Origin of the sequence: Pseudomonas capeferrum, from assembly GCF_000731675.1 — a bacterium.
Lineage (GTDB): Bacteria > Pseudomonadota > Gammaproteobacteria > Pseudomonadales > Pseudomonadaceae > Aquipseudomonas > Aquipseudomonas capeferrum.
In genome coordinates this window covers 755987-778720 of sequence record NZ_JMIT01000003.1, presented here as the reverse complement: position 1 = coordinate 778720, position 22734 = coordinate 755987, and the positions used below count along the sequence as shown (strand labels likewise).

Annotated in this window: 20 protein-coding genes; 14 read left to right on the top strand and 6 right to left on the bottom strand. The window is 62.9% G+C overall.

The genetic code is table 11. The features are described from left to right. Positions 1-13 precede the first annotated feature (13 nt). On the top strand, positions 14-1543 hold the full coding sequence (gene pdxR, locus PC358_RS21150) for a MocR-like pyridoxine biosynthesis transcription factor PdxR (RefSeq protein ID WP_033702391.1): 1530 nt from the start codon (positions 14-16) through the stop codon (positions 1541-1543). Positions 1544-1572: 29 nt separating this feature from the next. On the opposite strand, the gene PC358_RS21145 is transcribed toward pdxR, so the two are convergent. The 4 genes from PC358_RS21145 to aspA all read right to left on the bottom strand — a co-directional run bounded on the left by PC358_RS21145 (position 1573) and on the right by aspA (position 6432). Further along, positions 1573-2676 (bottom strand): polyamine ABC transporter substrate-binding protein, encoded by a 1104-nt coding sequence (locus PC358_RS21145; RefSeq protein WP_033702389.1) that lies wholly within the window; start codon positions 2674-2676, stop codon positions 1573-1575. Beyond that, a complete protein-coding gene (locus tag PC358_RS21140) occupies positions 2676-3719 on the bottom strand; it encodes a histone deacetylase family protein (protein WP_033702387.1) in 1044 nt (347 codons plus the stop codon). Before PC358_RS21140 ends, PC358_RS21145 begins: the two co-directional genes overlap by 1 nt. 119 nt (positions 3720-3838) lie before the next feature. Next, positions 3839-4831, bottom strand: a complete 993-nt coding sequence (locus PC358_RS21135) for an AraC family transcriptional regulator (RefSeq protein ID WP_033702385.1) — start codon at positions 4829-4831, stop codon at positions 3839-3841. Positions 4832-5007: 176 nt separating this feature from the next. Continuing rightward, positions 5008-6432 carry an aspartate ammonia-lyase gene (gene aspA / locus PC358_RS21130; RefSeq protein ID WP_033702596.1) on the bottom strand — a complete coding sequence of 475 codons (1425 nt, stop codon included), beginning with the start codon at positions 6430-6432 and terminating at the stop codon, positions 5008-5010. A gap of 182 nt (positions 6433-6614) precedes the next feature. Here aspA and PC358_RS21125 point away from each other — a divergent pair, with 182 nt between their 5' ends. The 5 genes from PC358_RS21125 to PC358_RS21105 all read left to right on the top strand — a co-directional run bounded on the left by PC358_RS21125 (position 6615) and on the right by PC358_RS21105 (position 10227). Continuing rightward, entirely contained in the window at positions 6615-7547 is a 933-nt protein-coding gene (locus PC358_RS21125; RefSeq protein WP_077068706.1) for a LysR substrate-binding domain-containing protein, read from the top strand. Positions 7548-7718: 171 nt separating this feature from the next. Next, positions 7719-8210 carry a 5-(carboxyamino)imidazole ribonucleotide mutase gene (purE, locus tag PC358_RS21120; protein WP_016489856.1) on the top strand — a complete coding sequence of 164 codons (492 nt, stop codon included), beginning with the start codon at positions 7719-7721 and terminating at the stop codon, positions 8208-8210. A 10-nt stretch (positions 8211-8220) separates the two neighbouring features. After that, positions 8221-9303 (top strand): 5-(carboxyamino)imidazole ribonucleotide synthase, encoded by a 1083-nt coding sequence (locus tag PC358_RS21115; protein WP_033702381.1) that lies wholly within the window; start codon positions 8221-8223, stop codon positions 9301-9303. A gap of 96 nt (positions 9304-9399) precedes the next feature. Continuing rightward, entirely contained in the window at positions 9400-9645 is a 246-nt protein-coding gene (locus PC358_RS21110; RefSeq protein ID WP_033702379.1) for a GlsB/YeaQ/YmgE family stress response membrane protein, read from the top strand. A gap of 48 nt (positions 9646-9693) precedes the next feature. Further along, positions 9694-10227: a DUF3299 domain-containing protein gene (locus PC358_RS21105; protein WP_162181159.1), complete on the top strand. Its 534-nt coding sequence runs from the start codon at positions 9694-9696 to the stop codon at positions 10225-10227. A gap of 77 nt (positions 10228-10304) precedes the next feature. Here the strand turns inward: PC358_RS21105 and PC358_RS21100 are convergent, their stop codons facing one another. Continuing rightward, positions 10305-11201, bottom strand: coding sequence for a D-hexose-6-phosphate mutarotase (locus PC358_RS21100; RefSeq protein WP_033702375.1), 897 nt, complete (start codon positions 11199-11201; stop codon positions 10305-10307). 71 nt (positions 11202-11272) lie between these two features. After that, positions 11273-11671 (bottom strand): acyl-CoA thioesterase, encoded by a 399-nt coding sequence (locus PC358_RS21095; protein ID WP_003253317.1) that lies wholly within the window; start codon positions 11669-11671, stop codon positions 11273-11275. Positions 11672-12028: 357 nt separating this feature from the next. Here PC358_RS21095 and PC358_RS21090 point away from each other — a divergent pair, with 357 nt between their 5' ends. The 8 genes from PC358_RS21090 (at position 12029) to PC358_RS21055 (ending at position 22730) form a co-directional block, all read left to right on the top strand. Continuing rightward, entirely contained in the window at positions 12029-13318 is a 1290-nt protein-coding gene (locus PC358_RS21090) for an MFS transporter (RefSeq protein WP_033702373.1), read from the top strand. Positions 13319-13713: 395 nt separating this feature from the next. Then, positions 13714-14712, top strand: coding sequence for a phosphate ABC transporter substrate-binding protein PstS (locus PC358_RS21085; protein WP_033702371.1), 999 nt, complete (start codon positions 13714-13716; stop codon positions 14710-14712). A gap of 139 nt (positions 14713-14851) precedes the next feature. Further along, entirely contained in the window at positions 14852-17140 is a 2289-nt protein-coding gene (locus PC358_RS21080; RefSeq protein WP_033702369.1) for an ABC transporter permease subunit, read from the top strand. A 17-nt stretch (positions 17141-17157) separates the two neighbouring features. Then, positions 17158-18828: a phosphate ABC transporter permease PstA gene (gene pstA / locus PC358_RS21075; protein WP_033702367.1), complete on the top strand. Its 1671-nt coding sequence runs from the start codon at positions 17158-17160 to the stop codon at positions 18826-18828. Between the two features lie 102 nt (positions 18829-18930). Beyond that, positions 18931-19764 (top strand): phosphate ABC transporter ATP-binding protein PstB, encoded by an 834-nt coding sequence (pstB, locus tag PC358_RS21070; RefSeq protein WP_033702365.1) that lies wholly within the window; start codon positions 18931-18933, stop codon positions 19762-19764. 94 nt (positions 19765-19858) lie between these two features. Continuing rightward, positions 19859-20629, top strand: coding sequence for a phosphate signaling complex protein PhoU (gene phoU / locus PC358_RS21065; protein ID WP_033702363.1), 771 nt, complete (start codon positions 19859-19861; stop codon positions 20627-20629). A 165-nt stretch (positions 20630-20794) separates the two neighbouring features. Beyond that, positions 20795-21685 carry a response regulator gene (locus tag PC358_RS21060; RefSeq protein ID WP_033702361.1) on the top strand — a complete coding sequence of 297 codons (891 nt, stop codon included), beginning with the start codon at positions 20795-20797 and terminating at the stop codon, positions 21683-21685. A gap of 148 nt (positions 21686-21833) precedes the next feature. Further along, positions 21834-22730 (top strand): peptidoglycan DD-metalloendopeptidase family protein, encoded by an 897-nt coding sequence (locus PC358_RS21055; RefSeq protein ID WP_033702359.1) that lies wholly within the window; start codon positions 21834-21836, stop codon positions 22728-22730. Positions 22731-22734 lie beyond the last annotated feature (4 nt).

Sequence of the window (22734 nt, the reverse complement as noted above, 5' to 3'; positions counted from 1 at the left end):
TAGGTCCAATACGGTGAACAAGCGCCCCCTCATATTGCCTTTCGACCCGGCTGGCATCGTGCTCGACCGCCGCCGCGGGCTCAGCCAGCAGCTCTACCAGGCCTTGCGTGCGCGGGTGTTGGATGGGCGCCTGAGCAGTGGTACGCGATTGCCGGCCAGCCGTGACTTGGCGGCGATACTGGCGCTGTCGCGCAACAGCGTGGTGCGTGCCTATGACCAGTTGTATGCCGAGGGGTATATCGAAAGCCGGGTGGGCGACGGCACCTATGTGATTCAGCTTGAAAAACTATCCACACAACTGTCCACAGGGTTATCCCTAGGGTTATCAACAGGGTTATCCACATTTTCTTTAGAAAATGCTGAGGATTTATCCAGCTCTGAGCGCTCCAGCGAGGCGCTTGAGCGTCTGAAAAGTAACCACTTGCCCGTTCCTAGAAGTGGCGCCCCACGTGCGTTCAGGGTCGGCATCCCGGCCTTCGATCTGTTCCCGTTTGACGTGTGGGCCAAGCTGCAAGCGGCTTTCTGGCGTAACCCGGACCCTGCGCAGCTGGGTTACGGTGACCCGGCGGGTGAGCTGCAGCTTCGCGAGCTGATCGCGGCCTATCTGCGGCGTTCACGGGGCCTTTCGTGCACGGCTGAACAAATTGTGATCACCAGTGGTGCACAGCAGGCCATCAGCCTTTGTGCACAGTTGCTGTTGCAGCCTGGCGAGGGGGTAGCTGTGGAAAACCCTGGCTATCGGGCCGCTGGGCATACCTTTGCCGTGGCAGGGGGCAAGGTGATGGGCGTACCGGTGGATGAAGAGGGCATGGACTGTGAGCGCCTCGTACAACTGGCGGACTGCCGCCTGGCCTACGTCACGCCGGCGCATCAGTACCCCACCGGGGTGACCATGAGCCTGGCGCGACGCCTGGCATTGCTGGCCTGGGCCGAGCGCAACGATGGCTGGATCATCGAAGACGATTACGATGGGGAGTACCGCTACAGCGGTGCGCCATTGGCACCGCTGGCGGCGCTGGACCGACAGGGGCGGGTGCTGTACGTCGGCACGTTCGGCAAAATTGCCTTTCCCGCGTTGCGTCTGGGCTACCTGGTGTTGCCTGCGCGCCTGGTACAGGCGTTCAGCCAAGGGCGGGCGCTGGCCATGCGGCATTCGGAAGTGGGCAGCCAGTGCGTGATGGCCGAGTTCATGGCCCAGGGGCATTTCCAGCGCCACATCCGGCGTATGCGCCGGGCGGCGTTGAGCCGGCGCAATGTACTCAAGGCTGGTTGGCCGCTGGGTGTGCCTGGGTTGGGTGGTATGCCGGAAGTAGCGGCGGGGCTGCATGTGAAGGTGGATGTGGATAACTTTGCGCGCGAGCAAGAACTGGTCGCCACGGCAGAAGCGGTAGGGGTTGAGGTAAATCCGCTGAGTAGCTATTGGCTGGAAGACAGCCAGGTGGCTGTGGATAACCGTGCGGGGTTGGTGCTGGGGTTTGCCGCAGTGCCAGAGGCCGACATTGCCAATGCGCTGATGCGCTTGCGCCGGGCCTGGAAAAAGTGAGCGGGGCCGCCTAGCGACCCCGCCACGGCTCAGGTGCCGGACTTGATGCGGGTCCAGGCTCTGGTGCGTGCCCGTTCGGCATCACGTGGCAGTGGTTTGAGGGTGTACAGCTTGGCCATCGCCTCTGCCGTCGGGTACAGGTTGGGGTTATTGCGAATCGCTGGGCTGACCTTGTCGGTCGCGTCCTTGTTCGGGTTCGGGTACCCGACAAAGTCGCTGATCGGCGCTATCACCTCGGGGCGCAGCAGGTAGTTGATGAACGTGTGAGCCTCTTGCGGGTTGGCGGCGTTTTTCGGAATCGCCAGCATGTCGAACCAGATCGGCGCGCCTTCCTTGGGCAGGCGCATGTCGACCACCACGCCGTTCTTCGCATCGTGAGCCCGATTGGCGGCTTGCGAGAAGCTGCCGCTGTAGCCCACCGCCACGCAGATATCGCCATTGGCGATGTCGGCCATGTATTTGGAAGAGTGGAAGTAGGTGATGTGCGGGCGAATCTTAAGCAACAGCGCCTCGGCCTTCTTGTAGTCGTCGGGCTTTGCGCTGTTGGGGTCCAGCCCCAGGTACTTCAGGGCCAGCGGCATAATCTCGGAAGGCGAATCGAGCAGGGCAACGCCACACTGCTTGAGCTTGGCGATGTTCTCTTCCTTGAAGATCAGGTCCCAGCTGTCCACGGGTGCGTTTTCACCGAGCGCCGCCTTGACCTTCGCCGGGTTAAAGCCAATCAGCACGGTGCCGTACATGTAGGGCACGGCAAACTTGTTGCCGGGGTCGTTGGCTTCGATCAGCTTCATCAGGGCCGGGTCCAGGTGTTGCCAGTTCGGCAGCTTGCTGCGGTCCAGCGGCTGGAACACACCGGCTTCGATCTGCTTGGCCAGGAACACGTTGGACGGCACCACCACGTCATAGCCGGAGTTACCGGTAAGCAGTTTGGCTTCCAGCGCCTCGTTGGTGTCGAAAATGTCGTAGATCAGCTTCACGCCGCTGTCTTTCTGGAAGTCGACCAAGGTCTGCGGGGTGATGTAGTCGAACCAGTTGTAGACGCGCAAGGTACGCTGCTCGGCCTGGGCCTGCAGGGCACCGGTGAACAGGGTGGCAGCGATTAACGGGGCGAGCAGACGCTTGAGTCGGGCCATTACCGGGCTCCTGGCTGGGCGTGCTGGAAGCCTTCCAGCACATTGACCGCGTTGATACCGATTTCTTCCACAGCGTAGCCGCCTTCCATCACGAACAGGGTCGGCTTGCCGAGCTGGGCGATGCGCTTGCCCATCGCCAGGTAGTCCGGGCTGTCCAGCTTGAACTGCGAGATAGGGTCGTCCTTGAAGGTGTCCACGCCCAGCGAGATCACCAGCACATCGGCGTCGTAGTCGGCGATGCGCTGGCAGGCGTCCTCCAGTGCGGCGCTCCAGGCTGCCCAGTCACTGCCGGCCGGCAAAGGGTAGTTGATGTTGCAGCCTTCGCCGGCCCCTTCGCCGGTTTCGTCGGCGTAACCGAGGAAGAACGGGAACTCGGCTTGCGGATCGCCATGAATCGAGGCAAACAACACATCGTTGCGGGCGTAGAAGATGTCCTGGGTGCCGTTGCCGTGGTGGTAGTCGACGTCGAGGATGGCGACTCTGCGGCGGCCCTGGTCAAGGAAGGCCTGGGCGGCGATGGCGGCATTGTTGAGGTAGCAGTAGCCGCCCATGACTTCGGCGGCGGCATGATGCCCTGGTGGGCGACACAGGGCGAATGCCGAATGGGCGCCTTGCTGGATCGCCGCCTGGGCGGTGAGTGCGACCTGGGCGGCGCTGTAGGCAGCCTGCCAGGTACCGGCTGTGATCGGTGCGCCTGCGTCGAAGCTGTAGTAGCCGAGTTCACCATGCAGGCCGGTGGGTTTTAGCTGGCGCAGGGTGCGGGCTGGCCAGGTGAAGGGCAGCAGGTCGCCGTCGTGGCCCAGTGCGGCCCAGCGCGCCCAGGCGCCCTCGAAGAAGTCCAGGTAATCGGCGCTGTGGATTCGCAGCAGCGGTGCACGGCCGAAGTCGGTTGGGCCCTGTACATCGCCGAGTTGGCGTTTGTTCACTTGATCGAGCACATGGTCGGCGCGCGAGGGCATTTCGAAGCAGGGCATCAGCTTGCCGTCGATCAGCTCGCAGCGGCCGTGGTGCAGGCGGTGGTCATCGGAATAGATCGTCAGCATTGTTGTTCTCCGGTTGAACTGGCGTGGGCCCATTTTCAGTGCAGGCCCTGCCAGGGAGAACGACGCAAACGGCCAAAAGGGGATCGATGTGGCCAAGCTCGCTGGCCACTTTTGCGGGCTTACCCGCGAAAATGGCTAGGCGCCACTCCGCTCCAGCGTTGGAAGGCATGGCGGAAGCTGGCCGTTTCGCTGAACCCCAAGGTTTCGGCAATGCGGTAGATCGGCATGTGCTCATCGGCCAGCAACTGCTTGGCCCGCTCGAAGCGCAGTTCATCGAGCAACTGTTGATAACTGCTGCCCAGTGCCTGCAGGTGCCGGCGCAAGGTCCGCGATGAGCAGTTCATCTGCCGCGCCAGGCCCTCAAGCCCGGGTGCTGCATCCAGTTGTTGGGCCAGTAGTTGGCGAATTCGCCCGAGCCAGGCCTGGCGCCCTGTGAACTCCAGGTTCAGGCGCCGGCAGCGCTCGCCCATGGCTTTGTGGGTGATGGGGTCGGCCAACGGTAGCGGCATGTCCAGCCAACGCCGTTCGAAGGCAAAGGCGTTGTCCTCGGCAGCGAAGCCGATCGGGCACTGGAAGGCACGGGTATATAGGCTGTGGTAGCCCGGCCGGGCATGTTCGAAACGGGTGCCGAGCAGCGGCAGTGGACGGCCAAGCAGGTCGTCGCAGATCACTTTCAGCGAGACCAGGCAGAACTCGGCGTTGAAGGCGGTCAGCGCGGGGCTGTCACGGTAGTCGCTGGCGCTGAGCCAGACGCGCTGGCCATCGTCGATCAGGCGTAGCTCGAAGACTGTTCCCAGCAGTGCCGGAAAGCGCAGTGCCAGGCGCAGGGCGTCACCCAAAGTGGCACTGGAGAGCAGGGCGTAACCGAGCATGCCATAGCACGACACATGCATGCGCTGGCCCAGCTCCAGGCCGATGTCTTCACGCCGGGCAACGGCATTGGCACACACTTGCAGCTCTTGCTGGGTGGTGATGCGTGCGTCGGCATGCCCCAGGTCCGCCGGGCCGATGCCGCTGCCGGCCAGCAAGGCCGCCGCCTCGCAACCCTCTGCCTGGAAGACGTTGAGGATCAGCGAAACCGCGTTGAGGGTGGTCAGGTGGCTGTGCAGCATGCTCGGTATCCCGTTGGGTGGGATGCATTATGGAGCAAGTTGTGTGCCGGGATGCGCAGGTTGCACGGCGGCTCGAAACGCGCAGGCAAAAAAAAGGCCCGAAGCATGCGCTCGGGCCTTTGAAAGGTTGAGAGGTGTCTAGTCCCTCGACCTGGTGAGACAGGTGAAGCGGTCGGTTACGCCTTCAGCGGAACCAGACGCGGTGCGATCATGTTTTCCGGACGCAGGATGTCGTTGAGCATCTCTTCGTCCAGCAGCTTCTCTTCGCGCACCAGTTCCAGCACACCGCGGCCTGTTTCCAGGGCAACGCGGGCGATACGGGTGGCGTTTTCGTAGCCGATGTAAGGGTTCAGGGCGGTGACCAGGCCGATCGAGTGCTCGACCAGTTCACGGCAGCGCTGTTCGTTGGCAGTGATACCGACGATGCAGTGCTCGCGCAGCATGTCCATGGCGCGCTGGAGCAGGCGGATCGAATCGAAGATCTTGTAGGCGATCAGCGGCTCCATCACGTTCAGCTGCAGCTGGCCACCTTCGGCGGCGACGGTCAGGGCCAGGTCGTTGCCCATGATGGCGAAGGCCACCTGGTTGACGGCTTCCGGGATAACCGGGTTGACCTTGCCTGGCATGATCGAGCTGCCTGGCTGACGCGCTGGCAGGTTGATCTCGTTGATGCCGGTACGCGGGCCGCTGGAAAGCAGGCGCAGGTCATTGCAGATCTTCGACAGCTTGACCGCGGTACGCTTGAGCATGCCGGAGAACAGCACGAAGGCGCCCATGTCGGAGGTGGCTTCGATCAGGTCGGCAGCCGGTACCAGCGGCTGGCCGCTGATGGTCGCCAGGCGCTGAACGGCCAGCATCTGGTAACCAGGGTCGGCGTTGATGCCGGTACCGATGGCGGTACCACCCAGGTTGATTTCGGTCAGCAGCTCTGGCGCCAGCGAACGCAGACGGTTGAGGTCTTCGGTCATGGTGGTGGCGAAGGCGCGGAATTCCTGGCCCAGGGTCATCGGCACGGCGTCCTGCAGCTGGGTGCGGCCCATCTTCAGTACGTGGTCGAATTCCTTGCCCTTGGCAGCGAAGGCCTGGATCAGGCTGTCGAGGCTGGCGAGCAGGGCGTCATGACCCAACAGCAGACCCAGACGAATAGCGGTCGGGTAGGCGTCGTTGGTCGACTGCGCCATGTTCACGTCGTTGTTCGGGTGCAGGTACTGGTACTCACCCTTCTGGTGGCCCATGGCCTCCAGCGCAATGTTGGCGATGACTTCGTTGGCGTTCATGTTGGTAGAGGTACCAGCACCGCCTTGAATCATGTCCACCACGAACTGCTCGTGGTAGTCGCCCTTGATCAGTCGTCCGCAAGCGGCGCTGATGGCGGCGTGCTTGGCATCGCTCAGGTGCCCCAGCTCTCGGTTGGCGTCAGCAGCTGCCTGCTTGACCATCGCCAGGCCGACTACCAGTTTCGGGTAGTGCGACAGCGGAACACCGGAGAGGTGGAAGTTGTTGGCAGCGCGCAGGGTCTGGATGCCGTAGTAGGCATCAGCAGGAACTTCAAGGGTACCCAGCAGATCTTTTTCGACGCGGAACGATGCAGCGGAAGACATGATGTATATCATCTCGAATTTGACCCGGCACATGCCGGAATGGCGCTAATCCTAGGCCTGAAGAGGATTTTGCGGCCAATGCTGTTGCACGCTAACCTATGCACAAACGGCATAGTGTTTCATGTGACGCCAATTGACATTCGAGCGTGTTCCATTTTGGTGCATGCCGGGAGATGTGCTTCGTGAACCTGGAAAGCAAATGGCTGGAAGACTTCAGCGCGCTGGCCGCCACCCGCAGTTTTTCGCAGGCGGCAGAACGGCGTTTCGTCACTCAACCGGCCTTCAGTCGTCGTATTCGCAGCCTGGAAGCAGCCTTGGGCCTGCAGCTGGTGAACCGTTCCCGCACGCCGATTGAGCTGACCGAGGCCGGGCAGCTTTTTCTGGTCACAGCGCGTACCGTTGTCGACCAGTTGGGCGAAATTCTGCGCCATTTGCATCACCTTGAAGGTGGCCAGGGCGAAGTTGTCCAGGTGGCAGCAGCACACTCCTTGGCCTCGGGGTTCTTCCCGCGGTGGGTTGCCCAGTTGCGCAACGATGGCTTGAACATCGCCACCCGCCTGGTTGCGACTAACGTCGGGGATGCGGTGCATGCCCTGCGTGAAGGGGGTTGCGACCTGATGCTGGCCTTCTATGACCCCGACGCCGCGCTGCAGATGGACGCCGAAATCTTCCCCTCGCTGCACATGGGCAACACCGAAATGTTGCCGGTGTGTGCCGTCGATGCCGGCGGGCAGCCATTGTTCGACCTGGAAGGCGAGGGCAGTGTGCCGCTGCTGGCCTATACCGCCGGCGCCTTCCTCGGCCGGTCGGTCAACCTGCTGCTGCGCCAGCGCAACCTGCGCTACACCACCGTTTATGAAACCGCCATGGCCGACAGCCTCAAGAGCATGGCGCTGGAAGGCATGGGCATCGCCTGGGTGCCACGCCTGTCGATGCGCGGCGAGCTGGAACGGGGCGAGCTGGCGATCTGTGGTGGCAGCCAATGGCATGTCCCCCTGGAAATCCGCCTGTACCGCTGCGCCCTGGTGCGCAAGGCCAACGTGCGCTTGCTGTGGCGCAAGCTCGAAGGTGCAGCGGCGGTTGACCCAAAAGTCAGCCAAAGCCCCGAAAAATAGGGCCGACAGTTGGTCGCCGGGGGTGCCAGCATCGCCCTGGGTTACGGTATACTGCGCGGCCTTTCGACCGGATAGCTCCGGTCCTGATCAGCAAACAAGCCACGCCGGTCGTCCCGCGTGGCTTGTTGTTTTTTGACGCGCCCAAGGGCGCACAAGCGAAGAGGCTCGACGATGAGTGCACTGGTTGGCGTGATCATGGGCTCCAAGTCCGATTGGTCCACCCTTAGCCACACCGCCGATATGCTGGAAAAACTCGGCATTCCCTACGAAGTGAAGGTGGTTTCCGCCCACCGTACTCCGGATCTGCTGTTCCAGTATGCCGAAGAGGCCGAAGGCCGTGGCATCGAGGTGATCATCGCCGGTGCCGGTGGCGCAGCCCACCTGCCAGGCATGTGCGCCGCCAAGACCCACCTGCCGGTGCTGGGCGTGCCGGTCCAGTCGTCGATGCTGTCGGGCGTCGATTCGCTGCTGTCGATCGTGCAGATGCCTGCCGGCGTACCGGTCGCGACCCTGGCCATCGGCCGGGCTGGCGCGATCAACGCGGCACTGCTGTCGGCGAGCATCCTGGGCGCCAAGTACCCGCAGTACCACGCGGCGCTCAAGCAGTTCCGCACGGAACAGACCGACACCGTGCTGGACAATCCAGACCCGCGCCAGGCTTGAGGCTGACCCCATGAAGATCGGTGTAATCGGTGGTGGCCAGCTCGGCCGCATGCTGGCTCTGGCGGGTACTCCGCTGGGCATGAACTTCGCTTTCCTCGACCCGGCACCTGATGCTTGCGCCGCGCCGCTGGGCGAGCACCTGCGCGCCGACTACGGTGACCAGGACCATCTGCGCCAGCTGGCCGACGAAGTCGACCTGGTGACCTTCGAGTTCGAAAGCGTTCCGGCCGAGACCGTAGCGTTTCTCTCGCAGTTCGTCCCGGTCTACCCCAGTGCCGAGGCACTGCGCATTGCCCGTGACCGGCTGTTCGAGAAGAGCATGTTCCGCGACCTGGGCATCCCCACCCCGGCCTTCGCCGACATTCTCTCCCAGGCCGACCTGGACGCGGCAGTCGCCAGCATCGGCCTGCCGGCCGTGCTCAAGACCCGCACCCTGGGCTACGACGGCAAGGGTCAGAAGGTCTTGCGCAGCGCTGAAGACGTGGTCGATACCTTCGCCGAGCTGGGCAGCGTGCCCTGCCTGCTGGAAGGCTTCGTGCCGTTCACCGGCGAAGTCTCGCTGGTGGCCGTGCGTGGCCGCGACGGTGAAACCCGCTTCTATCCGTTGGTGCACAACACCCACGACAGCGGCATCCTGCGCCTGTCGGTGGCCAGCGCAGCGCACCCGCTGCAGGCCCTGGCCGAAGACTACGTCGGCCGCGTGCTGCAGCAGCTGGACTACGTGGGCGTGATGGCCTTCGAGTTCTTCGAAGTTGACGGTGGCCTGAAGGCCAACGAAATCGCCCCGCGTGTGCACAATTCCGGGCACTGGACCATCGAAGGCGCCGAGTGCAGCCAGTTCGAGAACCACCTGCGTGCCGTGGCCGGCCTGCCGTTGGGTTCAACCGCCAAGGTCGGTGAGAGCGCCATGCTCAACTTCATCGGCGAAGTGCCAGCGGTGGACAAGGTGGTTGCCATCGGCGACTGCCACCTGCACCACTACGGCAAGGCTTTCAAGGTCGGGCGCAAGGTTGGCCATGCCACCCTGCGCTGCCATGACATGGCCACCCTCGAGCGCAAGATCGCCGAGGTAGAGGCTTTGATCGCCAGCTGATCGAACTTCTGCGTGCTACCTGCCCTCTGAAATGGCAACAAGTCAAAGCGCTGTCTAGGCTTTGGCTTGTTCCATTTTCACTGCAGAGGGATTGCCATGGGCATCATCGGGACCATCTTCATAGGCCTTATCGTCGGGCTGCTGGCGCGTTTCATCAAGCCAGGGGACGACAGCATGGGCTGGATCATGACCATCCTGCTGGGTATCGCAGGCTCCTTGCTCGCCACCTACGGCGGCCAGGCGCTGGGCATTTATCAGGCCGGGCAGGCGGCAGGTTTCTTGGGGGCACTGGTCGGTGCCGTCGTCCTTCTGGTGATCTACGGATTGATCAGAAAGCGCTGAATACCGTTTAGAATGCCCGGCAATTCATCCGAGTTGCCGAGCATTGCCATGCGTGCCTTTTTTCTCATCCCCTTGCTTCTGGCCAGCACCCTGGCCCGTGCCGAGCTGCCTGAAACCGACTGGCTGGAGCTGATGCCCAAGTCGGACCAGAAGGCTCTCGAACAGATGCCCGAAATCGATCACGACTCGCCGGAGGCCCTAGGCACCTTCACCGACAAAGGCGGCCTCAAGCAGAGCAAGGGCTTGCCGGCGGTGATGTACTCGACCAAGACCGTGGCGGCCATGAACGGCAAGGACATCCGCCTGGGCGGCTACCCGGTGCCGCTGGAAAGCGATGCCAAGGGCAACAGCACCTTGTTCTTCCTGGTGCCATACCCTGGCGCGTGCATCCATGTGCCGCCACCGCCACCGAACCAGCTGGTGCTGGTGCGTTATCCGAAGGGGCTGAAGATTGATGATATCTACACGCCGCTGTGGGTCAGCGGGGCGTTGAAGGTGGAGAAGGTCAGCAACGACCTGGCCGATGCAGCCTATGCCTTGGATGCGCAGAAGGTGAGGGTGGTGGAAGAAGCTGATCTCTGAGGTTGCCTGTACCGGCCTCCTCGCGGGGCAAGTCGGATCGCCGCACCGCGAAGAGGCCGGCAAAGTCACCGCAAGGCTCAGATGGCTTCACTGCCGATACTGACACTCAGCGAGCAAGTCGCCCCAGGCCTCAGCTCCACCACGTCATCCCACACATTGGCCGTCTCGATGCACAGCATCCGCTGCCATCCGTCATCGGCCATGTCCGCCAGCTCCCGGGCCCGCTCGGTCCACGGGTTCCAGATCACCGCCGAGCGTGAGCCGCTGCTGGTCAAGGTAATCCGCCGCTGCCAATGCGGGTCGACAATGCTCAGGGTTTGCGGGGTGGCGAGGTAAATTCGGTCGGTCTCCCCGGCAAACCCCAGCGGCCCTTGCTGCTGGCGCTGTTCCCAGTCAGCCAGGGTCTCGATATAGCCCAGCCCCTCGACCCCTTCGACCCGCGCCTGGCGCACATCGCTCACCGCAAAGTAGCTGTGCAGGGCCTGGCTGAGGGTGACAGGGGTATTGCCCATGTTGCGGCTGGTCAGGCTCAGCGCCAGGCGCTCGCCGAGTTCCACCACCAGTTTCAGCTGCACATCATGGGGCCAGCCGGGCAGGTCGCCCTGGGCTTCGGGCAGTTCGAACTCGATGCGCAGGCCATCGCCCACTTCCTCGATACCCAGCAACTGCCACTCACGCGCGCGCGCCAGGCCGTGGGCGGGCGCTTGCTCGCCGCAGTACATGGCCTGCACGGCCTGGGGGTTGCGCTGCAGGTTGCCGAACCAGGGCCAGCACACCGGTACACCGGCGCGTACCGATTTGCCCTGGCGGAAAATGGCCTGATCGCTCAGCCACAGCAGCGGCGGTTCGCCCACACGCTGGTAGCTGAGGATCTGCGCGCCCTGCTGGGCGATCAGTAGTTCGGCCCGCTCGCTGGTGATGCGCCAGCAGTTGAGTTCGCCGTGTTGCTCGGTGTCGACCTTGAAGGTAGCCATTACGTTCGTCTCATTGATTGCCAGTGGGCCTTGGACCCGGGCACATGCAATGAGTTTACCGCTGGCCGGGCTTAGCGACGAGGCACAGAGCGGGTGCGGCCACTGCCATCGATGGCGACGAACACGAAGACCGCTTCGGTCACCTTGCGCCATTCGCTGGACAGCGGGTCGTCGCTCCAGACTTCGACCATCATCTGGATCGAGCTGCGGCCGATCTCCAGGGTCTGGGTATAGAACGACAGCTGCGCGCCCACGGCTACCGGGACCAGGAAGGCCATGCGGTCGATGGCCACCGTGGCCACACGGCCGCCAGCGACGCGGCTGGCCATGGCGGTGCCGGCCAGGTCCATCTGGGCAACCAGCCAGCCGCCAAAGATGTCGCCGAAGCCGTTGGTCTCACGAGGGAGTGCGGTGATCTGCAAGGCCAGGTCGCCTTGCGGGATTGGATCTTCTTGTTCGAGCTCAATCATGCGATGGGGCCTCTGACCCGTGACGCTTTTCGTTGGTGTGGCGCAAAGGCCGGGTAAACGATTCAGCTGGAAACATACTACGCCGATTTCGTTTCACTGGGCGGCCGTAGGGAAACTCTGCGAAACCGCCTGACATAAAGACCGGCGTTTTCGCACAACATCCCACGCTAGGAGCAACCTTTTCCTACGAATGGCCAGTATATAGAGCATAACGGCCAGCGACGACCGCGCATTCATGAATATCTGTATGGATTTTGTATCGCTTTCGGCGCGGCTCGGCAATTTGCTATCTTCGCCCGTCTACCAATCCAGAAGTCGCGCACCCAGCGGCCTGCATGACCTACAAGAGAAAGACCGATGACCTCCGTGCCGAGCAGTATCGAGCAGCCTTCGCGGCCGCTGACCCGCAGCGACTACAAGACCCTTTCATTGTCCGCACTGGGCGGTGCCCTGGAGTTCTACGACTTCATCATCTTCGTGTTCTTCGCCACGGTGGTCGGCAAGCTGTTCTTCCCGGCCGACATGCCTGAATGGCTACGCCTGATGCAGACCTTCGGCATTTTCGCTGCCGGCTACCTGGCGCGGCCACTGGGTGGCATCGTCATGGCGCACTTCGGCGACCTGCTGGGGCGCAAGAAGATGTTCACCCTGAGCATCTTCATGATGGCCCTGCCGACCCTGATCATGGGCCTGTTGCCCACTTATGCACAGATCGGCCTGTGGGCGCCGATCTTGCTGCTGTTGATGCGCGTGATCCAGGGCGCGGCGATTGGCGGTGAGGTGCCGGGGGCCTGGGTGTTCGTCTCCGAGCACGTCCCTGCACGCAATACCGGTTACGCCTGCGGCACGCTGACGGCCGGCCTGACTTCGGGCATCTTGCTCGGCTCGCTGGTCGCCACGCTGATCAACAGTGTCTATACCCCTGGCGAAGTGGCCGATTACGCTTGGCGTATCCCGTTCCTGCTGGGGGGGGTGTTCGGCCTGTTCTCGGTGTACCTGCGCCGCTGGTTGCACGAAACCCCGGTGTTCGCCGAGATGCAGCAGCGCAAGGCCCTGGCCGAAGAGTTGCCCCTGCGTGCGGTGCTGCGTGACCACCGTGGCGCGATCGTCCTGTCGATGCTGCTGACCTGGCTGCTGTCGGCCGGCATCGTGGTGGTGATCCTGATGACACCGGCGCTGCTGCAGAGCTTCTATCAGGTCAGCCCGACCGACTCGCTCAAGGCCAACAGCCTGGCCATCGTCCTGCTCAGCCTCGGCTGCATCGCTGCCGGCCGCCTGGCCGACCGCTTCGGCGCCGGGCGCGTATTCATCGTTGGCAGCCTGCTGCTGCTGGCCAGCTCCTGGACCTTCTACCACAGCCTGCCAACCCGCCCCGACCTGTTGTTCCCGCTGTATGCGCTGACCGGTCTGTGCGTCGGTATCGTCGGCGCCGTGCCCTACGTGATGGTCAAGGCCTTCCCGCCGGTGGTGCGTTTCAGCGGCTTGTCGTTCTCCTACAACATGGCCTACGCCATCTTCGGTGGATTGACGCCGATGGTGGTAACCGCGCTGTTGAAGGTCAGCCCAATGGCGCCGGCTTATTATGTGGCGGGGCTGTGTGCCGTCGGGCTGGTGGTAGGGCTATATCTCTTCGCCAACAAGCGTTAATGAGTGAAATTTCTGCGGGTGCAATTATCTCGAACAAGAAATTGCCCCATGGAGCAACTTCCACGTCATTGATTGAGTAATGGGCTCTGGTGGGAGCGGGCTTGCCCCGCGAATACCGGCGAAGCCGGTGCCAGGCACCGCGTGCCCCCATTCGCGGGGCAAGCCCGCTCCCACAGGTAACATCTCAGCACGTGCCGAAGCGCCTCTGTAGTGTCTGCCGCAGTGGCATCCGGTGTGGCCGCCTCGCCCAGCAACATTTTGAAAAGGCCATCCCGGACAACCGGTGATGGCCTTTCATCCAATTGTCATATTGAAGTCATATCGTATTCATGCGGCCTGCAGATACTTGGGCCCGATCCATCCAACACCCCCAATATTCCTGCTAGGAGCAAGGCATGAAACTGAAGCGTTTGATGGCGGCCCTTACCTTTGCCGCCGCTGGCGTTGCCACCGCCAATGCGGTAGCCGCTGTCGACCCAGCAATCCCGACCTACACCAAAACCACCGGTGTATCGGGCAACCTCTCCAGCGTTGGCTCCGACACCCTGGCGAACCTGATGACGCTGTGGGCCGAGGCCTACAAGAAGGAATACCCCAACGTAAACATCCAGATCCAGGCCGCCGGCTCCTCCACCGCGCCACCCGCGCTGACCGAAGGCACCGCCAACCTGGGCCCGATGAGCCGCAAGATGAAAGACGTCGAGCTGCAGGCCTTCGAGCAGAAGTACGGCTACAAGCCAACCGCCATCCCGGTTGCCGTAGACGCCCTGGCAGTCTTCGTGCACAAGGACAACCCGATCAAGGGCCTGACCATGGCGCAGGTCGATGCGATCTTCTCGTCCACCCGCCTGTGCGGCGCCAAGGCCGATGTCAAAACCTGGGGTGACCTGGGCGTGACCGGCGACCTGGCCAACAAGCCAGTGCAGCTGTTCGGCCGTAACTCGGTATCGGGCACCTACGGTTACTTCAAGGAAGAAGCCCTGTGCAAAGGCGACTTCAAGCCTAACGTCAACGAACAGCCTGGTTCGGCTTCGGTCGTGCAGTCGATCAGCTCCTCGCTGAACGGCATCGGCTACTCGGGTATCGGCTACAAGACCGCCAGCGTCAAGACCGTCGCCCTGGCCAAGAAAGAAGGCGGCGAGTTCGTCGAAGACAACGAAGCCAACGCCCTGAACGGTACGTACCCGCTGTCGCGCTTCCTGTACGTCTACGTCAACAAGGCCCCGAACAAGCCTCTGGCCCCGCTGGACGCCGAGTTCATCAAGCTGGTGCTGTCGCAAGCTGGCCAGCAGGTCGTGGTGAAGGATGGCTACATCCCGCTGCCTGCCAAAGTGGTCGACAAGACCCTGGCTGACCTGGGCCTGTCCCACGCCGGTAACGTTGCAAAGAAGTAAGTAACTGAGGAAGAGGCCGGTACCGATGCCCGGCCTCCTCCACGAATTCTCAGTCCGAAGCCAGGATCCCTGCGCGTCGGGCTTTCTTGCGTCACTGCATTGTCATGTTTTTGTCATACGGGACCGCTAGGGTGTGCGCATGAATGATCTGGCCAACTCCACCATGACCCAAAATTCCCAACCCGTGCGGATTGATTTCAATACGCCGGAGTTGCAACGCAAGCGCCGCATGCGTGCGCTCAAGGACCGCCTGACCCGCTGGTATGTACTGGTGGGCGGGCTTGCCGTCTTGGCGGCAATTACCCTGATTTTCTTCTACCTGGCCTACGTGGTGCTGCCGCTGTTCCAGGGCGCCGAACTGACCAGCAAGAAGGCCCTGGAGCCGACCTGGCTGCAACAGGATGCCGGCAAGCCGCTGATGATCGCGCTTGAAGAGCAGAACCTGGTGGGCATGCGGGTTTCCGACAAGGGCCAGGCGCTGTTCTTCGACACCAAGACCGGTGCCGAGCTGCAGCGCGTCGACCTGCCGCTGCCGGCAGGTACCCAGGTGAGTTCGATCAGCACCGATCAGCCGGGTAGCCCGCTGGTTGTGCTGGGGCTGTCCAATGGTCAGGCGCTGGTGTTCCACCACACCTACAAGATCACCTACCCGGACAACAAGAAAACCATCAGCCCAGGCATCGACTACCCCTACGGCAAGGACGCGTTCGTGCTTGACGACCAGGGCCGCGCGCTGGAGCACGTGAGCGTCAACGTCAACGGCGAAAACCTGATGCTGGCGGGCTCCACCGGTTCGCACCTGCAGGTCACCCAGCTGACCCGCGAAGAGAACATGATGACCGGTGAGGTCACCAGCGAGCAGAGCCGTATCGACCTGCCGCAGATGACCGAGCCGGTCAAGGCCATCTACATCGACCCGCGTCAGCAGTGGCTGTATGTGGTCAACGGCCGTGCCACCGCCGACGTCTTCAGCCTGCGCGACAAAAGCCTCAACGGCCGCTACAAGCTGCTGGAAGATGGCAATGCCGAGATCACGGCCAGTGGCCAGCTGGTCGGCGGTATCTCGCTGATCTTCGGTGACTCCAAGGGTGGTTTGAGCCAGTGGTTCATGGCCCGTGACCCCGATGGCGAGTCGCGCTTCAAGTTGATCCGCAGCTTCCAGATGGGCAGCGCGCCGGTCGTCCAGATCGATGCCGAAGAGCGCCGCAAGGGCTTCATCGCCCTCGACGCCGACGGCAAGCTCGGTGTGTTCCACAGCACCGCGCACCGCACCTTGCTGGTCGAGCCGGCTGCAGAGGGTGCTGGCATCCTGGCCCTGTCGCCGCGTGCCAACCGCATCATCATCGAGGAAGGTGGCAAGCTGTTGCCGCTGAGCCTCAAGAACCCGCACCCGGAAGTCTCCTTCAGCGCGCTGTGGGGCAAGGTCTGGTACGAGAACTATGACGAGCCCAAGTACGTCTGGCAGTCGACCGCGTCGAACACCGACTTCGAGCCCAAGCTGAGCCTGTCGCCGCTGACCTTCGGTACCTTGAAGGCTGCGTTCTACGCGATGATCCTGGCAGCCCCGCTGGCCATTGCCGCCGCCATCTACACCGCCTACTTCATGGCCCCGGGCATGCGCCGCAAGGTCAAGCCGGTGATCGAGCTGATGGAAGCGATGCCAACGGTGATCCTTGGCTTCTTCGCCGGCCTGTTCCTGGCGCCGTACCTGGAAGGCCACCTGCCGGGTGTGTTCAGCCTGTTCCTGCTGATGCCGTTCGGCATCCTGCTGGCCGGTTTCACCTGGAGCCGCCTGCCCGAGTCGTTCCGCCTGCGCGTCCCGGATGGCTGGGAAGCGGCGATCCTGATCCCGGTGATCCTGTTCACCGGCTGGTTCGCCCTGACCATGAGCCCTTACCTGGAAACCTGGTTCTTCGGCGGCGACATGCGCCTGTGGATCACCAATGACCTGGGCATCACCTACGACCAGCGCAACGCCCTGGTGGTCGGTATCGCCATGGGCTTCGCGGTCATCCCGAACATCTACTCGATTGCCGAAGACGCCGTGTTCAGCGTGCCACGCAGCCTGACCCTGGGCTCCCTGGCCCTGGGTGCGACGCCGTGGCAGACCCTGACCCGCGTGGTCATCCTCACCGCCAGCCCGGGTATCTTCTCGGCGCTGATGATTGGCATGGGCCGTGCGGTGGGCGAGACCATGATCGTGCTCATGGCCACCGGCAACACCCCGGTAATGGAGATGAACCTGTTCGAAGGCATGCGCACCCTGGCCGCTAACGTGGCGGTGGAAATGCCGGAGTCGGAAGTCGGTGGCAGCCACTATCGCGTGCTGTTCCTGGCGGCACTCGTGCTGCTGATGTTCACCTTCGTCATGAACACCTTGGCCGAGCTGATTCGCCAGCGTCTGCGCAAGAAATACTCGTCGCTTTGATAGAAAGGTAGAGATCCGTGAAAAAGGATTCCCTCAAAGGCTGGTTCAAGAGCGGCGCCCCTGGCGTCTGGATCAGCGGTGGCGCGGTTGCCATGGCGGTGATCATGACCATCGGCCTGCTGTCGGTCATCGCCGTGCGCGGCCTGGGCCACTTCTGGCCGGCCGACCTGATCCAGGCCACCTACAAGGTGCCGGGCCAGGCTGATCACGTCGTCATCGGCGAAGTGGTGCAAAAAGAAGAGGTGCCCCGTGCCCGCCTCAAAGGTGCCGGCTTGCCGGTACCTGAGCAGGGCCCGGAGTTCATGACCCGTGAGCTGATCAAGGTCGGTAACCGCGACCTCAACGGCAGTGACTTCTCCTGGGTGGTGGGCGAGTGGCTGGTCGACGAGCAACGCCCGGCCGACCTGATGGCGCTGGAACGTCGCGAGTGGGGCAACTTCTACGGCTACCTGGTCAGCGTCAAGGAACAAGGCCGCGTGGTTGCCGAGGGCCCTGCCGCCTGGAACGAGCTGCAGGCCCGCCTCAAGCGCGCCAACCAGCTCAACGGCGAGCTGCAGCAACTCGAGAAAAAAGACATCGGCGCCATCAACCATGGCCTGGAGCGCCTGCGCCTGCACAGCCGCAAGCTGGAACTGGACGGCAAGCTCGACGCCGCCGCCCAGGCCGACATGGACGCCGAGCGTGCCGAGCTGAACAGCCGCTACAAGGCCATCGAAGACCGTCTCAGCGGCCTGCATCAGGCCTTCTCCCGCGACAGCCTGGTAGCGCGCGACGGCAACGGCCGTGAAGTGGAGATCAACCTGAGCAAGGTGGTGCACGCCATTCAGCCGAACGGCATGTCCGGCCTGACCAAGATGGGTACCTACTTTGCCAAGGTCTGGGAGTTCCTCAGCGACGACCCACGCGAAGCCAACACCGAAGGCGGGATCTTCCCGGCCATCTTCGGTACCGTGATGATGACCCTGATCATGGCGGTGATCGTGACCCCGTTCGGCGTGCTGGCTGCAGTGTACCTGCGCGAATACGCCAAACAGGGCCCGGTGACCCGCCTGATCCGCATTGCAGTGAACAACCTGGCAGGCGTACCGGCGATCGTCTACGGCGTATTCGGCCTGGGCTTCTTCGTCTATGTGCTGGGTGGCTCGATCGACCGGCTGTTCTTCCCCGAATCGTTGCCGGCACCGACCCTGGGTACCCCGGGCCTGCTGTGGGCCTCGCTGACCTTGGCGCTGCTGGCGGTGCCGGTGGTGATCGTGGCCACCGAAGAAGGGCTGGCGCGTATCCCACGTACCGTGCGCGAGGGCTCCCTGGCCCTGGGCGCGACCAAGGCCGAGACACTGTGGAAGATCGTCCTGCCAATGGCCAGCCCGGCCATGATGACCGGCATGATTCTCGCCGTGGCCCGTGCTGCGGGTGAAGTGGCGCCGTTGATGCTGGTGGGTGTGGTGAAACTGGCACCGTCGTTGCCGCTCGATGGCAACTACCCGTACCTGCACCTGGACCAGAAGATCATGCACCTGGGCTTCCACATTTATGACGTCGGCTTCCAGAGCCCGAACGTCGAGGCCGCCCGGCCGCTGGTGTACGCCACCGCGCTGTTGCTGGTGCTGGTGATCGCCACCCTCAACCTCTCGGCAGTGTGGATCCGTAACCACCTGCGCGAGAAGTACAAGGCCCTCGACCACTGATTGAAGCTTTAAGCCACAAGCGGCAAGCTCCAAAAGGAGTGCCGCTTTGCCCTAACTTGCAGCTTGCAGCTTAAAGCTTGCAGCTACAAACGGAGTGAGACCATGCAGCACGAATCCCATACCCACGGCATCGACATGTCTGCCCTGGGCCGCGACAAGCAGAGCCTGCGCCTGGCCGAAGAGACCGTGGCCATCGAAGTACCGGGCCTGAGCCTGTACTACGGCGACAAGCAAGCCTTGTTCGACGTCAGCATGAATATCCCCAAGCAGCGCGTGACCGCCTTCATCGGCCCGTCCGGCTGCGGCAAGTCGACCCTGCTGCGTACCTTCAACCGCATGAACGACCTGGTTGACGGTTGCCGCGTGGAGGGCGCCATCAACCTGTATGGCACCAACATCTACCGCAAGGGCGAGGACGTGGCCGAGCTGCGCCGTCGTGTGGGCATGGTGTTCCAGAAGCCGAACCCGTTCCCCAAGACCATCTACGAGAACGTCGTCTACGGCCTGCGTATCCAAGGCATCAACAAGAAGCGCACCCTCGACGAAGCGGTCGAATGGGCCCTCAAGGGCGCTGCCCTGTGGGACGAGGTGAAGGACCGCCTGCATGACTCGGCCCTGGGCCTGTCCGGTGGCCAGCAGCAGCGTCTGGTGATCGCCCGTACCATTGCCGTGGAGCCGGAAGTGCTGCTGCTCGACGAACCGTGCTCGGCACTGGACCCGATCTCGACGCTGAAGGTCGAAGAACTGATCTACGAATTGAAATCCAAATACACCATCGTCATCGTGACCCACAACATGCAACAGGCGGCGCGCGTTTCGGACTACACCGCGTTCATGTACATGGGCAAACTGGTCGAATTCGGGGATACCGATACCCTGTTCACCAACCCGGCGAAGAAGCAGACCGAAGACTACATCACCGGTCGCTACGGCTAGCCGGTCTGCCAGCCGCAGGCCGGGGGCCAAGGGATAACACGAACGACTTGAAGCTTGCGGCTTGAGGCTTGCAGCTTTTTCGCGGAGCGAAACGATGATCAACAAAGAAAGCCTTACGCATCACATCTCCCAGCAGTTCAACGCCGAGCTTGAAGAGGTGCGCAGCCACCTTCTGGCCATGGGCGGCCTGGTCGAGAAACAGGTCAACGACGCGGTTACTGCTCTGATCGAGGCCGACTCGGGCCTGGCCCAGCAAGTGCGCGAGGTCGATGAGCAGATCAACCAGATGGAGCGCAACATCGACGAGGAGTGCGTACGCATCCTTGCCCGCCGCCAGCCGGCGGCCTCCGACCTGCGGCTGATCATCAGCATCTCCAAGTCGGTGATCGACCTGGAGCGCATCGGCGACGAGTCGACCAAGATCGCCCGTCGTGCCATCCAGCTGTGCGAAGAGGGCGAGTCGCCACGCGGCTACGTCGAGGTGCGCCACATTGGCGACCAGGTGCGCAACATGGTCCGCGATGCCTTGGATGCCTTTGCCCGCTTCGACGCCGACCTGGCACTGTCGGTGGCACAGTACGACAAGACCATCGACCGCGAGTACAAGACCGCCCTGCGTGAGCTGGTGACCTACATGATGGAAGACCCGCGTTCGATCTCGCGGGTGCTCAGCGTCATCTGGGCCTTGCGTTCGCTGGAGCGCATCGGCGACCACGCGCGCAACATCTCCGAGCTGGTGATTTACCTGGTACGCGGCACCGACGTCCGCCACATGGGCCTCAAGCGCATGAAGGCGGAAGTGCAGGGCACCCCCGTCGAAGAGGCTGAAAGCGCTAATGTTCCGGCTGAACCGGACGATAAATAGTACTGCTCCCGAGCATCAACGCCCGGCCTAGGCCGGGCGTTTTCGTTTGCGGTCGAGCAGCCACCAGGCACCCGCGAACGGTGTGAAGAAGTCCCGCTACACGCGCAGCTGTGGCAAATGGCCATTGCTTGCCGGTAGGCTAGTCGGGATTCAAGAGGAGTATCGATGAGTAAAGTCAATGTACTGGTCGTGGACGACGCCCCGTTCATCCGCGACCTGGTCAGGAAATGCCTGCGCAATGCCTTTCCCGGCATGGTCATCGACGATGCGGTCAACGGTCGCAAGGCCATGGCCATGTTGGGCAAGGAGCCGTTCGACCTGGTCCTGTGCGACTGGGAAATGCCGGAAATGTCTGGCCTTGAGCTGCTCAGCTGGTGCCGCCAGCAGCCTGCGTTGAAGAGCCTGCAGTTCATCATGGTGACCAGCCGTGGTGACAAGGAGAACGTGATCCAGGCCATTCAGGCGGGGGTTTCCGACTTCGTCGGCAAACCGTTCACCAATGAGCAGTTGCTGACCAAGGTGAAGAAGGCCTTGGCCAAGATCGGCAAGCTCGACAGCCTGATGGCAACCGGGCCTGCGCGGGTGAATTCGGCGTTTGCCAATGACTCCTTGAGTGCTTTGACCGGCGGCAACCCTCAGGCGGCCAAGGTTGCGGCACCTGCGCCAGCGCCGGTGAAGCCTTTGGCGAAGGCACCTGCGCCAGCCACAACCGCACCGTCTGGCCGTGGCCAAGGCCAGCTGCGCTTGGCCAGCGGGATTCAGCCTTGCGTGATCAAGGCATTGAGCCTTAAGGAAGCGCTGTTGGTGGTACGCCGCAGCGAAGCGCTGCCGCAAGTGCTAGAGGGTGCAGTACTGGACCTGGAGCAGGGCGAAAACGCCGAAGTTGCGCGGCTGAACGGTTACCTGCATGCCATCGCGGCGCTGGAGCCCAAGCCCGATAGCGACTGGCTGCAGCTGACGTTCAAGTTCGTCGATCAGGATGCGCAGAAGCTCGATTACCTGTCGCGGCTGATTGCTCGCGGCACCGCGCAAAAGCACTTCACGCCCGGCGCCTGATAGCCACTGCCCTCCTGTGGGTGCGTGCGGCCTTGCGCGACGCAAGGCCGCTGCCACAGCGGACGATCACCATCCGACCAACTGTCATACTCACCGCAAAAGCCGCTGCTAGGCTTCGACAGATCATACCTGTCAAAAAGCCACTATCATGCCCGCCCGCCTGCTGCTGTTCTGTGCATTGCTCATGGCCTCGGCGTCGAGCCTGGGCGTGACCCTCTACCCGATCACCGATGCCGACGGTGTAGCGGCCTATTCCGACCGCCCAGGCCCCGGCGCCAAGCCACTGGAGCTGCGCGAATCCATGGTCGAGTACCAGGAAAGCCAGGTGCGGCTCAACGCGGTCGTCTTCCAGGGTGGCGTCAGCTTTTCTGCGCGCAATGAGTCGCACGTGCCGGTGCAGGTCGAGTTGCACCTGGACAAGCTGATAAACGCGCAGGGCGGCAATGCCCCCCGTATCGTGCGCAGGGTGCTGCCGGGGCGTTCAACGCAAATGCTCAGCGTGCTCAGGGGCCGCCCCGGTACGTTGCTGGGTTACCGCTCGACGCTGCTGCAAGCCATGGGCGACCCGGGGCTGCGGCCGCAGGGCTTTCGCTACGCCTTCCCCTGGCTTGGCGGGCCATTCCGGGTGAGCCAGGGGCCCAACGGCCGTTTCAGCCACTTCGGCCCCAAAGGGCGCTACGCCATGGACATCGCCATGCCTGAAGGCACCACCATCGTTGCCGCGCGCGAAGGCGTGGTGGTGAGGGTCGAGAACAGCCAGACCGGGCGCGGCAGCAACCCCTCGGGCAATTTCGTCAGGGTGCTGCACGCGGACGGCACCATGGGCGTGTACCTGCACCTGATGCGCGGTTCGGTGGTGGTGGGCGAGGGGCAGCGGGTCAAACAGGGGCAGATGCTGGCCAAGTCGGGCAATACCGGCAACAGCAGCGGGCCGCACCTGCATTTTGTGGTGCAGCGCAACGTGGGCTTGGCGCTGGAGTCGATACCGTATCAGTTCGACAGGCCAATCAGCGGGTTGCCGGACTTCACCGCCGGCAACCCTTGAGCGG

Bases quoted from the DNA above. Each gene is read 5' to 3' on its own strand.
- PC358_RS21135 (WP_033702385.1), bottom strand. From the start codon at position 4,831: ATGCTGCACAGCCACCTGACCACCCTCAACGCGGTTTCGCTGATCCTC.
- pstB (WP_033702365.1), top strand. From the start codon at position 18,931: ATGCAGCACGAATCCCATACCCACGGCATCGACATGTCTGCCCTGGGC.
- PC358_RS21090 (WP_033702373.1), top strand. From the start codon at position 12,029: ATGACCTCCGTGCCGAGCAGTATCGAGCAGCCTTCGCGGCCGCTGACC.
- PC358_RS21140 (WP_033702387.1), bottom strand. From the start codon at position 3,719: ATGCTGACGATCTATTCCGATGACCACCGCCTGCACCACGGCCGCTGC.
- PC358_RS21080 (WP_033702369.1), top strand. From the start codon at position 14,852: ATGAATGATCTGGCCAACTCCACCATGACCCAAAATTCCCAACCCGTG.
- PC358_RS21100 (WP_033702375.1), bottom strand. From the start codon at position 11,201: ATGGCTACCTTCAAGGTCGACACCGAGCAACACGGCGAACTCAACTGC.
- PC358_RS21095 (WP_003253317.1), bottom strand. From the start codon at position 11,671: ATGATTGAGCTCGAACAAGAAGATCCAATCCCGCAAGGCGACCTGGCC.
- PC358_RS21110 (WP_033702379.1), top strand. From the start codon at position 9,400: ATGGGCATCATCGGGACCATCTTCATAGGCCTTATCGTCGGGCTGCTG.
- aspA (WP_033702596.1), bottom strand. From the start codon at position 6,432: ATGTCTTCCGCTGCATCGTTCCGCGTCGAAAAAGATCTGCTGGGTACC.
- PC358_RS21060 (WP_033702361.1), top strand. From the start codon at position 20,795: ATGAGTAAAGTCAATGTACTGGTCGTGGACGACGCCCCGTTCATCCGC.
- PC358_RS21085 (WP_033702371.1), top strand. From the start codon at position 13,714: ATGAAACTGAAGCGTTTGATGGCGGCCCTTACCTTTGCCGCCGCTGGC.
- purE (WP_016489856.1), top strand. From the start codon at position 7,719: ATGAGTGCACTGGTTGGCGTGATCATGGGCTCCAAGTCCGATTGGTCC.
- PC358_RS21145 (WP_033702389.1), bottom strand. From the start codon at position 2,676: ATGGCCCGACTCAAGCGTCTGCTCGCCCCGTTAATCGCTGCCACCCTG.
- PC358_RS21105 (WP_162181159.1), top strand. From the start codon at position 9,694: ATGCGTGCCTTTTTTCTCATCCCCTTGCTTCTGGCCAGCACCCTGGCC.
- PC358_RS21115 (WP_033702381.1), top strand. From the start codon at position 8,221: ATGAAGATCGGTGTAATCGGTGGTGGCCAGCTCGGCCGCATGCTGGCT.
- phoU (WP_033702363.1), top strand. From the start codon at position 19,859: ATGATCAACAAAGAAAGCCTTACGCATCACATCTCCCAGCAGTTCAAC.
- PC358_RS21055 (WP_033702359.1), top strand. From the start codon at position 21,834: ATGCCCGCCCGCCTGCTGCTGTTCTGTGCATTGCTCATGGCCTCGGCG.